Genomic DNA, 15,044 nt, shown 5'->3' with positions numbered 1-15,044 from the left:
TGATGACGGCATGCGGCGGCGGAGAGAAAGGCGCAACCTCCGAGAGTGCCGATCACGGGCACTCACACGAGTAATACCCTTAAAAAGGCAAGGCCGCATTTGCGGCCTTGTTTGCTTCTGCATGACGAAATGCTTTAGCCCCACATCCGGCGATTGAACGACACCAATTAATGTCTATTTTGGGGTGTGGATTCGACCGGTCGATGCAACAGTTTGGCTAAAATTTTCAGCGTGCTGAGAGCAACGCAACCGCCGCAAAAGTAAAATCATACGCAGCTTCAAACCGGGCGCTAAACCGGGTATGACTCATGTTAAACCGTACTAAAACCTATATTTCATGAGGCCTACACCCTATGACTTCTGCTTTAACGTGTAACGATGACCGTGGATTTACACGGAACTCGATAGACTGAAAATCCCCGTAATCACTCGCTGATACGGGGATTTTGCTTTTTGGGATCGCGGTGCCTGACGCGCAACTCCCTCACAGGCGCTCTGCTAGACTAAAAACGGTTCATCCCTGATCTGGAGAACCGTCATGTTGGAAAAATTTGAACGCTATCCACTCATGTTTGGCCCAACGCCGATCGAGAAACTGAATCGTCTGTCGGCATGTCTCGGTGGCAATATCGAGCTCTATGCCAAACGAGAGGATTGCAACTCCGGACTTGCGTTTGGCGGCAACAAGATCCGCAAGCTGGAATACATCATTCCCGATGCCATTGCCTCGCAGGCGGACACGCTGGTGTCCATCGGTGGCGTCCAGTCAAACCACACGCGCCAGGTCGCGGCTGTCGCTGCCAAACTCGGCATGAAGTGCCGTCTCGTTCAAGAAAGCTGGGTTCCATTCCCGGATGCGGTCTACGACCGGGTCGGGAATATCCTGATGAGCCGCGTGCTGGGGGCGGAGATTGAATTCGTCGATGAAGGTTTCGATATCGGTATCCGCGAGAGCTGGGAGCGGGCGCTAGAAGACGTCAAGGCGAAAGGAGGCAAACCGTATGCAATTCCCGCCGGCGCTTCCATGCACAAATATGGAGGTCTGGGCTATGTTGGCTTCGCCGAAGAAGTACGCGAGCAAGAGGCCAGGATGGGGATCAGGTTTGATTACATCATCGTCTGCACTGTGACCGGCTCCACACATGCAGGCATGTTGGTGGGATTTGCCAAGGATGGTCGTGCGCGCAATGTGATTGGTATCGACGCCTCCGCCACACCTGAACAAACCAGGGCACAAGTGCTGGCAATCGCTCAACATACGGCGAAGCTTATTGGACTTGGCCAGGAAATCACAGCTGACGATGTTGTCCTTAAAGAAGAATATGCCTATCCGGCCTATGGCATTCCATCAGAAGAAACCAATACAGCCATTCGGTTGTGCGCTCGCATGGAAGGCATGATGACAGACCCGGTCTATGAGGGAAAATCCATGCAAGGCCTCATCGATCTCGTCCGCCAGGGGTTTTTCCCGGATGGATCGAAGGTTCTCTATGCACATCTCGGCGGTGTACCAGCGATTAACGCGTATAGCTATGTCTATCGAAACGGCTGATTTTTGTAAAAGGTCACAAGCTGCGATCGAGAAGTTAACGCACGCAATAAGGCCCTACTAACTCCTCTTCGTCATCCGCATCAATGTGCCACTACCGTTATTGCCTGCCGCCGGTCCGGCAGCGAGACCAATGACCGGCACTTTAGAGCCAGCCGCCGTAAAGATCCCGGCGGTGATGCTGAAACGGGTGGACGCTGAAGGTAATGCCGTGGTTGGCGATAAATTGATTCCTGTCGAACTCCACTGCTCGCGTCCTTATCGAGTCCAGAAAGGCGCGAAGTTTCCACCAGGGTAGTGATTTTCGCAAATGGCAATCACGGCTGTTGGTGCCCGTTTCAACTCCATAAATGCCTATACCAGTCGGGTCCGCATCAGGCCTTTTTGGTCCGTGGCAGAAAGATCGCCAAGACGCCAAGCAGCGGCAAGAACGAACACAGAAAGTACACGTACTCGATGCCGTGAATATCCGCCAGATGCCCGAGCAACGCTGCGCCAATCCCGCCGAAGCCGAACATCAGGCCGAAGAATATCCCGGCAATCATCCCGACATTTCCCGGCACCAGTTCTTGCGCATACACCACGATGGCCGAGAATGCCGAGGCGAGGATGAAACCGATCACCACGGCCAGGACGCTGGTCCAGAACAGGTCGACGTGGGGCAGCATCAGGGTGAACGGTGCGACGCCAAGGATGGAGAACCAGATCACCGCCTTGCGCCCGATCTTGTCGCCGATCGGCCCGCCGAAGAAAGTCCCTGCCGCTACCGCACCGAGAAACAGGAACAGGTGCAGCTGCGAACTGGCCACCGACAAGTCGAATTTTTCAATCAGGTAGAACGTGAAGTAACTGGTGAGGCTGGCCATGTAGAAATACTTGGAGAACACCAGCAACCCGAGTACCACCAATGCGCTGATCACCCGGCCTTTCGACAAGCCGTGAGTCGCTGTCTGACCTTGTTTGAGCTTGAACAGGTTTAGGTGGTTGGCGTACCAGCGACTGATCCGATACAGCACGAACAACGCAAACAGCGCGAACAATCCGAACCAGGCCACATGACCCTGACCGTAGGGAATGATGATCGCCGCTGCCAGCAGCGGACCGAAAGCCGAGCCCGCATTACCGCCGACCTGAAATGTCGACTGCGCCAAGCCGAAACGCCCACCCGAAGCCAACCGCGCCACACGAGAAGCTTCCGGGTGAAAGGTCGATGAGCCGACACCGATCAACCCCGCCGCCAGCAGAATCATCGGGAAGTTACTGACCACGGACATCATTAGAATGCCGATCAATGTGCAGACAGTACCGGCCGGCAATAACCACGGCTTGGGATGACGATCAGTGTGATAACCGACCCATGGCTGCAACAGCGAGGCCGTCAGTTGAAAGGTCAGGGTGATCAGACCGATCTGGGTGAAGGTCAGGCCATAGCTGGCCTTGAGCATCGGATAGATCGACGGCAATACCGCCTGAATCAGGTCGTTGATCAAATGCGCCAGCGCCACCGCGCCGATGATGCGCATGACCAACGGACTACTTTGTGAAGTGGCGGACGCCGACGTGGCGGCGGACTGAGCGTTGCTGATGGCCATGAGAGTTTCCGTACTGCGGATGGGTGCGCACTGGCAGGTCGGTCAATGTGCCATTTTTCGGTGCAGGTGCGCCATCCCCTTAGCCTGCTAACGACTTCAAAAAATAAAGTGATAGCGCAAAGCCATGGTCTGAATCTTGCCTTGTTTATCCGCTTCAACGCGGCCCCTTACAAAGGGAACCGAGAATGGGAAGTTTCGCTACAGAGTCGGCCTACAGAGCGGACCAAGGTGAACTTTCGAGGCCTTTTAGAAGGGCACGAGTCGCGGTCGCAATGACCTCGACGCACGCCAATGGTGCGTGGTGTCCAGAGGAGTCATGGGGCATGCAGGCTTTTTTATCACCGGGGATCGGGCTACTGGGGCGCTTCGGCTTCGCGCGCAAATTTCAGCTGCTGTTTCTGCTGTTTATCCTGCCACTGGCGGGCAGTCTGTGGATGATCGGTCAGGATTATCGTGACAAGTTGAACCTGATCTCCGGCGAACGCGCCGGGGTTCGTCAATTGCTCGCCCTCGATGCGCTCGACAATCTGCTCACCGCCCAGCGTGACCGCGCCGCTCGTTGGCGCGCCACCGAAACCAATCGCCAGCCGACACCCGCAACCATCGCGGCGATGGCAGCCTTCGACGCAGTTCAGCCGGCTGTCGCCCAAGCCACCACGGACCTGGGCAATTCCCTTAAAACCGAAGGCGCCGAGGGTCAAACCCTCACCCGCTATCAAGCCCTGCAAAGCGCGCTCACCGGCCTGGACTCGAAAAGCCTGAGCAGCGTCGGTTGGTGGCCGGACGGTTACGATCGCTTCACCAATGCCTTGAGTGCTCTGCAAGCCTTGCGCGAACAAATCGCCATGGACAGTCGCCTGACCCTCGCCCCGTGGCTGGAAACCTGGTTGCTGACGCAGATTTCCACCCAGCATGCACCGGACCTGATCGAGCGGGTCGGTCGTCTCGCCTCCGTCGGTCAGGCCTCAGTAGTGTCCGGGCAGTTCACCCTGCAAAGCCGCCTGCAACTGCGAGACTTGCGCAGTCGCATCGGCGATGCCCGGGAGCAGCTTGTTAAAACCGCTGGCCTGCTGGAAGCGCGCCTGCCCAGCGCCTTGCAAACCTGGGCCGGGCAATACCACGACAGCCTCAAACACCTGGACGCCGGTTTGAAAGTGCTGGACGAGGGTGTTTTCGGCGGCAGCATCAACCTCAAGCCGGAAGACTTTGAACGCAGTCTCGATGCCCTCCTCGGCGACCTCGCCTCGTTGCGCCAGCAATCGTTGGTTTCGCTGGATCAACGGCTGGATTATTACCACGGCTCGGCCATCCGCCAGTTCACCCTGGTGGCGACAGTTTTTGGCTGCCTGCTACTGGCTGCGTTGTACCTGTTCATCTGTTTGCAGGCTTCGATCCGTCGCAGCGCCAGCGGCATCACGCTACTGGCCGAAGCGTTGCGTGACGGCAACCTGAGCCTGCAAGTACCGGTGCAGGGCCGCGACGAACTGGCTGCTATCAGCACCGCCCTGAATGTCGCCGTGGTGCAACTGCGCAACAGTCTGTTGGGGGTCGATCATGAAACCCTGCAATTGAGCAACGCGGTGCGCACCCTCAACGATCACTCCAGCGGCGCTCTCGGCGAAGTCGAGGCTCAGCAGTTGCAAATCAGCCAGATCGCCGCTGCGGCCACGCAACTGGCGGCCACCTCTCAAGGTGTCGCTCAGAGCTGCGAACAGGCCTCAGGCAGCGCTCAGCACACCCAGCGCATCGCCGCCGACAGCAGCCGCGACAGTCAACGCACGACGGCGAGTATTCAGCAGCTCAATCAGCGCTTGAACGACACTGCAGCGGCACTGGGCCGGGTCAGCGAGCAAGGGCAGCAGATTCAATTGGTGGTCGATACCATTCGCGGCGTGGCCGAGCAGACCAATCTGCTCGCCCTTAACGCCGCCATCGAGGCCGCACGGGCCGGCGAGCAAGGTCGTGGCTTTGCCGTAGTGGCCGATGAAGTGCGCAGCCTGTCGCAACGCACCCAGTCCTCCACCGCGCAAATCGCCGGCACCGTCGACAGCCTGCGCAGCACCGTCAATGAAGCCGTAAGCCTGATGGAAGCCGCCTGCGGCCAGGCCCAATCGGATGCGCAAGCTGTCACCGGTCTCGGCGAGCGACTGGGGCAAATCGCCAGCGCGGTGCAGAGCGTCACCGATACCCTGGCGCAGATCGCCACCGCCGTCGAAGAGCAAGCGAGCACCGCCGATGAAGTCAGCGGCAACATCCAGCAAGTCGATCAGGCGGCGGTACGCTTGCTTGAAGGCGCACGAGCGGTGAATCTCGCAGCGGACACCTTGAGCCAGGGCAGCAAGGCCTTGAGTGCGAATACCGGGAGATTTCAGCTCGGCTGACGCCCTGCCTTGGCCTGATTTTTCGGGTCAGAGGGATAAGCGGTTGAAAGTGTGGAGAAATATTTTAAATTTACGCTTGACGCATCTTCGTTCCAGGTGAATAATGCGCGCCACTTGGCTACATAGCTCAGTTGGTTAGAGCATAGCATTCATAATGCTGGGGTCCGGGGTTCAAGTCCCTGTGTAGCCACCAAGTACCGATTTATAGAGATCCCAGGATGTCTATAAATCACCTCAAGAAGCCCGCCTCGTGCGGGCTTTCTTGTATCTGGATATCCATCCTGATCTACCTGCATTTTTCCCATCGTGTATGCCCCCAACTGGAGGCATACACGGATGAAGCGTAGCGATATCAAACGCCGTCCCCTCTTCAAATACCACCCTAAGTCAATCTGGCTCCTGAAGCTTCTTGGGGATCACCTGGGCGATTTCGGCTCTTCGCCAGCACCCACACTTCTCATGTTGGAGTTGTGGTGCTCATAGATAGCCTTACACCCTGAAAAAATAGCCATACTCATGGCAAATGATAAGAATTATCATTAAGTTCATTTCCATGGCCTATATCGCGCTCAACTCTGCCAATGCTCGACAGACGGTATTGCACGGTCTTTTCGGGTAGTGCCCGAGGTTCGCATATTGTCTGCGGCTCAGACAATGCTACGACCTGAGCGAATACCTCTGCAGCGATGTCTGCAGCATTATGAGTGCAGCCCAGCCGCGCACGCAGACGACTCAGCAACCAACCATGGTGGTCAAAGCAGCAAACGACACCTTTGAAGCCTTGGCTCGTGAATGGGATTACAAGACATCCATGACTTAGCCCGTGTCAGCAGAGCGATGAACACCCCCTTGGAGGGGGGTCATAAGTTTCTGTCATCGGGAAAGGCCGTGAATCAGGCCCATGTCTCGCAAGAAGAACTGCCCGCTAACGATAGACCGGATGACGACGGCAGAGCGCCACCACTTGTTCGCGCACCTGGTGCCTGACCTTCTCGCTATCGCCGTTTTCCAGGGCGTCCAGTATGTCGCACAACCAGCCCGCCACTTGCTCGCATTCGACCACGCCGAAACCTCGAGTGGTAACCGCCGGGGTACCGATGCGCAGCCCGGAGGTCACGAACGGTGAGCGCGGATCATTGGGTACTGAGTTCTTATTGGCGGTAATGTAGGCCTTGCTCAGGGCCGCATCGGCTTCCTTGCCGGTGTAAGGCCTGTCGGACAGGTCGATTAGCATCATGTGGTTGTCAGTGCCGCCGGAGACGATCTTGTAACCACGTCGTTGCAACACGGCTGCCATGGTCCGGGCGTTGATCACCACTTGAGTCTGATAGGTTTTGAACTCGGGCGTCAGTGCTTCCTTGAAGGCGACGGCCTTGGCAGCGATCTGGTGCATCAGCGGGCCGCCCTGGACGCCCGGGAATACCGCAGAATCGAGCTTTTTGTAGAACACTTCGTCTTGCCCCTTGGACAAAATCAAGCCGCCCCGTGGACCGCGCAGGGTTTTGTGAGTGGTGCTGGTGACCACGTGGGCGTGCGGCAATGGGTCCGGGTATTCGCCGGCGGCGACCAGCCCCGCGACGTGGGCCATGTCGACCCAGAAAATGGCCCCGACCTTGTCGGCAATGGTCCGCATACGCGCCCAGTCTTTGCACCGCGAGTAGGCAGAAAAGCCACCGATCAGCATTTTCGGTCGCGTTTCCAGAGCGATGCGTTCCATCTCGTCGTAGTCGAGAAAACCCGTCTCAGGGTCAAGGCCATAAGGAACGATCTTGTAATGACGGCCCGAGAAGTTTGAAGGGTTACCGTGGGTCAGGTGGCCACCGTGGGCCAGGTTCATGCCCATCACCGTATCGCCGGGATTGATCAATGCCAGGAATACCGCGGCGTTCGCCTGTGCACCTGCATGCGGCTGCACATTGGCGTAGTCGCAATTGAACAGGGCCTTGACCCGCTCGATGGCCAGGCGCTCGGCCACATCGACATACTCACAGCCGCTGTAGTAGCGCTTGCCTGGATAGCCTTCGGCGTATTTATTGGTGAGCACGGTGCTCTGGATTTTCATCACCAGAGGGCTGGCGTAATTTTCGGAAGCGATTAGTTCAACGTGGTCTTCCTGACGATGTTCTTCGTTATGAATCGCCTCACACAGCTCGGCGTCGAATGCTTCAAGGGTCAGCGTTGAGTCGTACATATGAAGGGGTCCTTGGTTGGAAAATAAGCCGGTTTACGAGAAGAGCCGTGCTGCGATGGCGAGGACATCGGATGGCTTCCTGTAGAGCTGGATCAAACGCACACTCGCCGGATCACGTCCGACCCGCTGACAGGCATTGGCGAAAGTCCTCGATGCTGGTGGCCTGTGGGTAACGGCCATGACGCTCGTGCAGGGTGACGGTTTCTTCCAGTTGATCGAGCATCAATGGGTGGCTCCTTTGGTCGTCACAACAGCGTCGGCAGCCGGAATGACCACCGTCTCGCGACGTGGTAAGCGGCCATTGAGTAAGGCGTAGGCCGCCAGACCGATCAGCACCCCCCAGAACGCCCCGCCGATCCCCAACAAGGTGATGTTCGCGGCGGACGCCAGAAAGGTGATCAGCGAGGCTTCGCGGGTTTTGACGTCAGCCATGGCGCTGGCCAGGTTCGCGCCGATAGTGCCGAGCAGGGCCAGTCCGGCCAGCGTCGTAATGAAGGTGGCCGGTAACGCCATGAACACTGCAGCGAGAGTCACTCCGAAAATCCCTACGTGGATGTAGAACAGTCCCGCGGCAACCCCGGCGATCCAACGCTTGGACGGATCTTCCGAGGCTTCTTTGCCGGTGCAGATGGCCGCCGTGATGGCCGCGATATTGAAGGCGTGAGAACCGAAGGGCGCCATTAGCAAGGAGCCCAGCCCTGTGACAGTCAGGATAGGATTAGCGCTGGTGCTGAAGCCATCGTTGCGCAGCACCAGCATGCCCGGCATGTACTGGCCGGTGAGCGTGATCAGGAACAGCGGCAGCGCGACACTGAGCAACGCATTGACCGAGAACTCAGGCCGTGTGAATACCGGTGCTGCGAATTGCAGCACTAGCCCCGAAAAATCCACACGGCCTTGAGTCAGAAGAAACGCCAGCCCCAGCACCAGAATGCCCACCACCGCGTAACGTGCGGTAAAGCGCTTGAGCACAACGTAAACGGCAATCAGCAACCCGACCAACACGGGGTCAAGGCTCATGCCACCAAACGCGCCGATACCGAATTGCAGCAGGATACCGGCCAACAGGCCCGCAGCCACGCCCGGCGGAATCAGGCGGATGACTTTTTCGAAGCAGCCGGACAAACCCAGCAGTACGAAGGCGGCAGCCGAAATGATGTACGCACCCACCGCCTCGGCGTAGGGCGTGGTGGACAGCGCAACGACCAGAAAGGCCGCAGCGGGTGTCGACCAGGCGGTAATGATTGGCTCACGGCTCGCCCAACTGAGAAACAGCCCGGTAATCCCCACGCCAATCGACACCGACCACACCCAGGACGCCGTCAGCTCGGGGCTGAGTCCGGCGATCTTGGCGGCCTGAAAGACCAGGATGAACGTGCCGCCATAATTGACGATGACTGAAATCAGCCCGGCGACAATCGGATGCAGAAGGTCGCGTAGACACAGGCGCGACGCATAGGCTGACGAAGACATGATGGATTCGCTCCTTGCAAAACGAGGTGGTTAGCCTCGGGTGAGAGGTGATTTATGGGTAAGTACTTCCATCAGCAACGCCATCGGGCCTGCGCTGAAGTTGTGTGACCTGGTCATGGCCGAGTACCCCCTGTTCAAAATCGTTCGCAGCGCGTCTGCTCGCCGCGCACAAAGGCAGTGGCGAGGGGCGAATTCTACGGATAGACTGGCCTGCCATTGCAGGCCAATTTATTAAAGTAAGGCAGACCGCATGGCGAAAACGTTCGAGCTCGAAACGCTAAAAATTCGCCTCAACGATGCTGAGTTTCAGCTGCTGGATCTGCACCAGCGGATTCAGCGCGCACTGCGTGAGCTGATCCTCGATGGCGCCCTTGATCCAGGCTTGAAGCTGCCCGCGACCCGGGTCCTGGCCAAGTCACTCGGGGTTGCCCGCGACACCGTTGAAAACGCCTACGTGCAACTGCACCGCGACGGTTTTATCGTGCGGCGCGAGGGGGCTGGCAGTTATGTCTGCGAAACGCTGGGTACCGAATTGCGCGGCGCGGCACGCCGCCGCATCAAGGCGCAAGAGGTCAAAAGCAGCCACGCGCCACCGGGGGCCGGCTTGAGCCAGCGCGGGCGGATGATCTTCGACAGTGGCGGTGTAAACGATCAGCAGGTGATCAAGGCATTTACGACCGGCCTGCCGGAAACCCGCACCTTCCCCACCGATGTCTGGGAGCGCCTGCAACGCCAGGTCATGAAGGACCATCGCGCCAACGTGCTGTTGCATGGTGACCCGCAAGGAGTCGAGCCGCTGCGCAAGGCGATTGCCACCTACTTGAACCTCGAACGCGGGGCCAAATGCTCCCCCGACCAGATCATGGTATTGAGCAGCACTCGCCAGGCTCTTTTTCTGTGTGCGCAGTTGTTGGTGGATGCCGGCAAACCGATCCTGCTGGAAAACCCGGGCTACTATGGCGCCAAAAAGGCCTTTGAAACCGCCGAGACCAAGGTTCTGCCCATCGATGTCGATGAACTGGGCATACGCACTGACCTGCTATACGCCGACCGCAGCGGCGCCAATTGCGTCTATGTCACACCGTCTCATCAATACCCCACCGGCGCGACCTTGCCGCTGGAACGTCGTCTTGAGCTGATCAACTGGGCCGCAGAGAAGGGCAAGTGGGTCATCGAAGATGACTACGACAGCGAGTTTCACTACGACGGGCAGCCGACCGCCTGCGTACAGGGCCTGGACAAGTACCAGCGTACGCTCTACATCGGCACCTTCAGCAAGACCCTCTACCCCGGGTTGCGAATGGGCTACATGGTACTGCCCTACGAGTTGATCAAAGCCTTCACCTACGCGCGCAGCATGATGGACGGCCACACGCCACAAATCCTGCAACTGACCCTGGCGCGCTTTATGGAGGACGGCCATTACAACGCTCATGTCCGGGCCATGCGCAAGCTGTATGCCGGGCGCCGTTCCATCATGCTCGACGCGATCGGCAAGCACTTGGACGGCATCGTTACCGCCTTGCACCCTCCCGGCGGGCTGCAAATTCCTTGCCTGCTGCACGATGGCTGGTCTGAGGAAAAAACCATCCGCCAAGCGGCCTGCGCGGGCGTACAGCTTTCCGGCCTGAGCCGGTTGTATGCCGGCGATCAGAAGAAACAAGGTTGGCTATTGGGCTATTCGTCCTTGACCGCTTATGAAATCGAAGCGGCCATGCTGCGCCTGGCCAATGCACTGAAAACCCGGTAGGGAAATGTCTGGCGGCTGGCCCAGGGCATAGTTCATCAACAGGCGATACACGGCACCGCAAACCGTGAGGCTCAAGCCGGCTTACCGAAAGGTAAGCCGTTTTTTTATGCCTCGAGAAAAGTGACATTCACTTCAGGACGGCAGACCTGATTTGCGTCTCTCCCCCTCAGGCCGATAAAGTCCCCAGACCTTTTATCCCATGGACGGAGTGCCCCGCGTGTTCTCAGCCTTTCACTTGAGCCGCTATCGCCTGTCAGCCTTTTCGCTGATTGCCACCGCTTTAACCCTCGCCGCATGTAATACCCTGCCCTCTTCGTCGTCAGTTTCTACTCTGCCGGTCGCCCCGGAAGTCGCCTCCGGTTATCGCACCGACCTGCAGACCCGGCATGCCTCGAAACACATGGCCGCAGCCGCCAACCCGCTGGCAGCCGAAGCCGGACGGGAGATGCTGCGTCAGGGCGGCTCGGCGATTGATGCAGCCATTGCCATGCAAGCGGTGTTGACGCTGGTCGAACCGCAATCGTCGGGCATTGGCGGTGGCGCATTGATTGTGCTGTGGGATGGCAAGGCTGTGCGCACTTACGACGGTCGCGAAACCGCTCCGGCCGGCGCCACCGAGAAACTGTTCCTGCAAGCCGACGGCACACCGATGCCGTTCACCCAAGCACAGATCGGCGGGCGCTCAGTGGGGACGCCGGGTGTGTTGCGGGCCTTGGAGCTGGCCCATCAGAAGCACGGTCGCCTGCCGTGGGCGAAGTTGTTCGAGCCCGCCATCAAACTCGCGGAACAAGGCTTCGCCCTCTCGCCACGACTGCATCGGCTGATCGCAGCGGACGCGTTCATACCGCGCTCACCGGATATGGCCGCGTACTTTCTGAATGCTGATGGCAGCCCAAAAGCCGTCGGTACACAACTGAAAAACCCGGCACTCGCCGCTGTGTTGAAACGAATCGCCAAGGAAGGTCCCGACGCGCTGTACGCAGGCCCGATCGCAAAAGAGATCGTCGCCAAGGTTCAGGGCCATGCCAACCCCGGCAGCCTGTCGCTGAACGACCTCCAAGGCTATAAGGCCAAGGAACGCACCCCGCTGTGCACCGACTACAAGCGCTGGCAGGTCTGCGGCATGCCGCCGCCGTCGTCGGGTGGGATCGCCGTGGCGCAAATCCTCGGCACCTTGCAGGCGCTGGAATCCCGTGACCCGCGTTTTGCCCTGGCGCCACTCAAACCGGTCCAGACCCGCAAACCGGCGGGCATCGAACCGGCGCCTGAAGCCGTGCACCTGATCGCCGAAGCCGAGCGCCTGGCTTACGCCGATCGAGCACTGTACGTCGCCGACACCGACTTCGTACCCGTGCCGGTAAAAGGTCTGATCGACCCGACTTATCTGGCCAGCCGCGCCGCGTTGATTGGCGACCGTAGCATGGGCCTGGCCAAACCCGGCACCCCGCCGGGGATTCAGGTTGCCCATGCGCCGGACCGCTCGCCGCTGCGCATCTCTACCTCGCAAGTGGTGACGGTCGATGACGAAGGCGGCGCCGTGTCCATGACCACCACCGTGGAGGCAGCGTTTGGCTCACACCTGATGGTCCAGGGCTTTCTGCTCAACAACCAGATGACCGACTTTTCGTTCATCGCCGAAGAGAGCGGACAAAAAGTCGCTAACCGCGTCGAACCGGGTAAACGCCCGCGCTCGTCCATGGCGCCAACGCTGATTTTCGACCGTCAGAGCGGCGAATTCCTCGCCACCATTGGCTCCCCTGGCGGCTCGCAAATCATCGAATACGTCGCCAAATCCACCATCGGCCTACTCGACTGGAACCTCGACCCGCAAGCGGCCATCAACCTGCCCAACTTCGGCAGCCGCAACGGCCCGACGGAACTGGAACAGGGGCAGTTCAGCGCTGAGCTGATTCAGGTACTGAAGGACAAAGGCCACAACGTGAACGAAATCGACATGACCAGCGGGACTCAGGCGATTGTTCGGGTCAAGGATATGCAAGGTAAAGCGGCGTTGGCCGGCGGGGCCGATCCGCGGCGTGAGGGGGAAGCGTTGGGGGATTAGTCGTACGCAGGAATGAGAAAAGGTTTCCCGGGATTCCGTGAAGAACCTTTTTTATTGGCAAAGAATCCTCATCAGGTATGTCGCGCAGCCTTTTCTTACCCTCAAATTGCTACCTCTTGGATAGAGTATGGAAACCGTTTTTAGGTCGAACGCCCTGTTAGCCCGCAGAGTCGTCGTATTCAACATCAAGGGCAATGACTTTCGGTTAGTCGTCGCGGTGGCCTATCGCTTCGGTGCTGTGTACATAAAATCTGTAGGCACCCACAAGCAATACGATGGAATCCACGCTGATACCGTCGAAATGGAGTAACCCATGAACATTCGTTCGATTCACACCGACGAGGATTACCGTGCAGCCCTCAGGAACGTCTCTGCACTATTCAACAATGAGCCTGAACCGGGCACCCCCGAAGGCGATTACTTCGACATCATGATTACTCTCATCGAGGCCTAGGAAGCGAAGCAGTTTCCGGTCGACCTGCCTACGCCGATCGATGCGATCAAATTTCGCATGGAGCAGTCCGGTCTGTCCGCCGCTGATCTGGCACCTGCCATTGGCCGGACAAATCGGGTTTATGAAGTGCTCAACGGCAAGCGCGCGTTGACGCTTCCGATGATCTGGAAGCTTCATGATCTATTCGGGATACCCGCTGAAAGTCTGATCAAGCCGCAGAAGCAGGCCTGACCTTTTTTGCGCAACTCACGCCGGATAGATGAGCATCAAGTCGCCAACTGATTGGCAAACTGCCCGACCGCGTTTACCACTTTCTGCGCACCGTCCTGGATTTCGACGATCACCGTCCCTGCCTCCGCCGCCAGCGCCAGCCCCTGCTCGGCCTGGAGTTTACCCTCGGTCATGAGTGCCACCGCGTTGCGCGCCATGTCCTGGTTCTGGCGTACGACGCCGACAATTTCATCAGTCGCCTGGCTGGTGCGCGAGGCCAGTTGCCGGACTTCGTCAGCCACCACGGCAAACCCCCGCCCCTGTTCACCGGCGCGAGCCGCTTCGATGGCCGCGTTGAGCGCCAGCAGGTTGGTCTGCTCGGCGATACCACTGATGGTTTTGACGATGGTGCCGATCACCAATGATTGCTCGTTCAGCGCCTCGATGCCTTCGCCAGCGGTTTGCATGTGTTTGGCCAGGTCGCGCATGACGTCCACCGCTTGAGTCACCACGGTGGTCCCGCGCTGGGCGCTGCTGTCGGTTTGCTGCGAGGTGCTGTAGGCGATGTTGGCCGCTTCGGCGACAGCCTGCTCCTGATTGACCTGATCGGTAATCACCGTGGCGAATTTCACCACTTTGTAGAGTTTGTTGTTGGCGTCGGCCACCGGGTTGTAGGAAGCCTCCAGCCAGATCACACGACCATGGCTGTCGATGCGTTTGAACCGCTCGGCCACGAACTCGCCGGCGTTCAGGCGGCGCCAGAAGTTCTGATACTCGGCGCTGTTATATTCCTCTGGCACGCAGAAGGTGCGGTGATGTTTGCCCTGGATCTGCGCCAGACTATAACCCATGCCATTGAGAAACCGCTCGTTGGCCGTCAGTACGTTGCCATTGAGGTCGAATTCGATGACTGCGGTCGAACGCACCAGTGCGCCGATCAGGTTCTCATGTTCGCGGGACGCCTCGATGGTGCGGGTCAGGTCGCTGGAGTAAATCGAGAAATGTTTGATCCGGCCATCCGGGGACCGTACCGGTTGCATGATCGACCGCAGCCAGGCTTCGGCACCATTGCCCCGCAATAAACGAACCGTGCCGGCAAAGTGCTCGCCACGGGTCATCGCAGTCTTGAAGCGGCGGTGGAATTCGTCCGATTTCACATGGACGGGGACGATGTCTTCGATGTGCCGGCCGACCAGATCGTTGCCCTTGTAGAGCATTTCACCCATGAAGTTCTGGTTGGCCGACTGAATCCTGCCATTGGAATCAAGAGTCAGGACCAGCATCTCGCTATCCAGGCTCTCCTTGATTTGCTGAAGGCTGGAGAGTTCTTCGCGAAGAGCCGACAGCTCCTGCTTCAAGCGTTTGTTGAACATGGAAAAGCA

The 15,044-nt window shown here is 58.5% G+C and carries 7 protein-coding genes, 1 tRNA gene and 4 pseudogenes; 7 read left to right on the top strand and 5 right to left on the bottom strand.

What is annotated here, in order from left to right:
• Nucleotides 1-538 precede the first annotated feature (538 nt).
• Nucleotides 539-1,552 (top strand): 1-aminocyclopropane-1-carboxylate deaminase, encoded by a 1,014-nt coding sequence (locus CKW20_RS00140; RefSeq protein ID WP_095051148.1) that lies wholly within the window; start codon nt 539-541, stop codon nt 1,550-1,552.
• Between the two features lie 371 nt (nt 1,553-1,923).
• Here CKW20_RS00140 and CKW20_RS00135 read toward each other — a convergent pair whose 3' ends face one another.
• The gene (locus CKW20_RS00135) at nt 1,924-3,141 is read right to left on the bottom strand and encodes an MFS transporter (protein WP_095051147.1); all 1,218 of its coding nucleotides are present in this window, start codon (nt 3,139-3,141) and stop codon (nt 1,924-1,926) included.
• 323 nt (nt 3,142-3,464) lie between these two features.
• On the opposite strand from CKW20_RS00135, the gene CKW20_RS00130 reads away from it, so the two are divergent.
• Both CKW20_RS00130 and CKW20_RS00125 read left to right on the top strand, forming a co-directional pair.
• A complete protein-coding gene (locus CKW20_RS00130; RefSeq protein ID WP_095051146.1) occupies nt 3,465-5,522 on the top strand; it encodes a methyl-accepting chemotaxis protein in 2,058 nt (685 codons plus the stop codon).
• Between the two features lie 116 nt (nt 5,523-5,638).
• Nucleotides 5,639-5,715, top strand: a tRNA-Met gene (locus CKW20_RS00125).
• 732 nt (nt 5,716-6,447) lie between these two features.
• On the opposite strand, the gene glyA is transcribed toward CKW20_RS00125, so the two are convergent.
• Complete coding sequence (gene glyA, locus CKW20_RS00110) at nt 6,448-7,713, bottom strand: serine hydroxymethyltransferase (protein WP_095051144.1); 1,266 nt, start codon at nt 7,711-7,713, stop codon at nt 6,448-6,450.
• Nucleotides 7,714-7,935: 222 nt separating this feature from the next.
• Nucleotides 7,936-9,186: a benzoate/H(+) symporter BenE family transporter gene (locus CKW20_RS00100; RefSeq protein WP_095051143.1), complete on the bottom strand. Its 1,251-nt coding sequence runs from the start codon at nt 9,184-9,186 to the stop codon at nt 7,936-7,938.
• A 250-nt stretch (nt 9,187-9,436) separates the two neighbouring features.
• On the opposite strand from CKW20_RS00100, the gene CKW20_RS00095 reads away from it, so the two are divergent.
• The 4 genes and pseudogenes from CKW20_RS00095 to CKW20_RS00080 all read left to right on the top strand — a co-directional run bounded on the left by CKW20_RS00095 (nt 9,437) and on the right by CKW20_RS00080 (nt 13,683).
• Entirely contained in the window at nt 9,437-10,936 is a 1,500-nt protein-coding gene (locus CKW20_RS00095; RefSeq protein WP_095051142.1) for a PLP-dependent aminotransferase family protein, read from the top strand.
• A gap of 217 nt (nt 10,937-11,153) precedes the next feature.
• Nucleotides 11,154-12,998, top strand: coding sequence for a gamma-glutamyltransferase (ggt, locus tag CKW20_RS00090; RefSeq protein ID WP_095051141.1), 1,845 nt, complete (start codon nt 11,154-11,156; stop codon nt 12,996-12,998).
• Nucleotides 12,999-13,137: 139 nt separating this feature from the next.
• A pseudogene (locus tag CKW20_RS00085) lies at nt 13,138-13,308 on the top strand (type II toxin-antitoxin system HigB family toxin); the annotation flags it as partial.
• 3 nt (nt 13,309-13,311) lie between these two features.
• A pseudogene (locus CKW20_RS00080) lies at nt 13,312-13,683 on the top strand (type II toxin-antitoxin system HigA family antitoxin).
• A gap of 35 nt (nt 13,684-13,718) precedes the next feature.
• Here CKW20_RS00080 and CKW20_RS30070 read toward each other — a convergent pair.
• A pseudogene (locus CKW20_RS30070) lies at nt 13,719-14,156 on the bottom strand (methyl-accepting chemotaxis protein); the annotation flags it as partial.
• A 150-nt stretch (nt 14,157-14,306) separates the two neighbouring features.
• Nucleotides 14,307-14,945, bottom strand: a pseudogene (locus CKW20_RS30065) (PAS domain-containing protein); the annotation flags it as partial.
• Between the last annotated feature and the right edge of the window lie 99 nt (nt 14,946-15,044).

Source organism: Pseudomonas sp. Irchel s3b2 (assembly GCF_900187445.1).
Classification (GTDB): domain Bacteria; phylum Pseudomonadota; class Gammaproteobacteria; order Pseudomonadales; family Pseudomonadaceae; genus Aquipseudomonas.
Note: the sequence above shows the minus strand (reverse complement) of the source record. Positions and strands in the feature narration are given on the sequence as shown.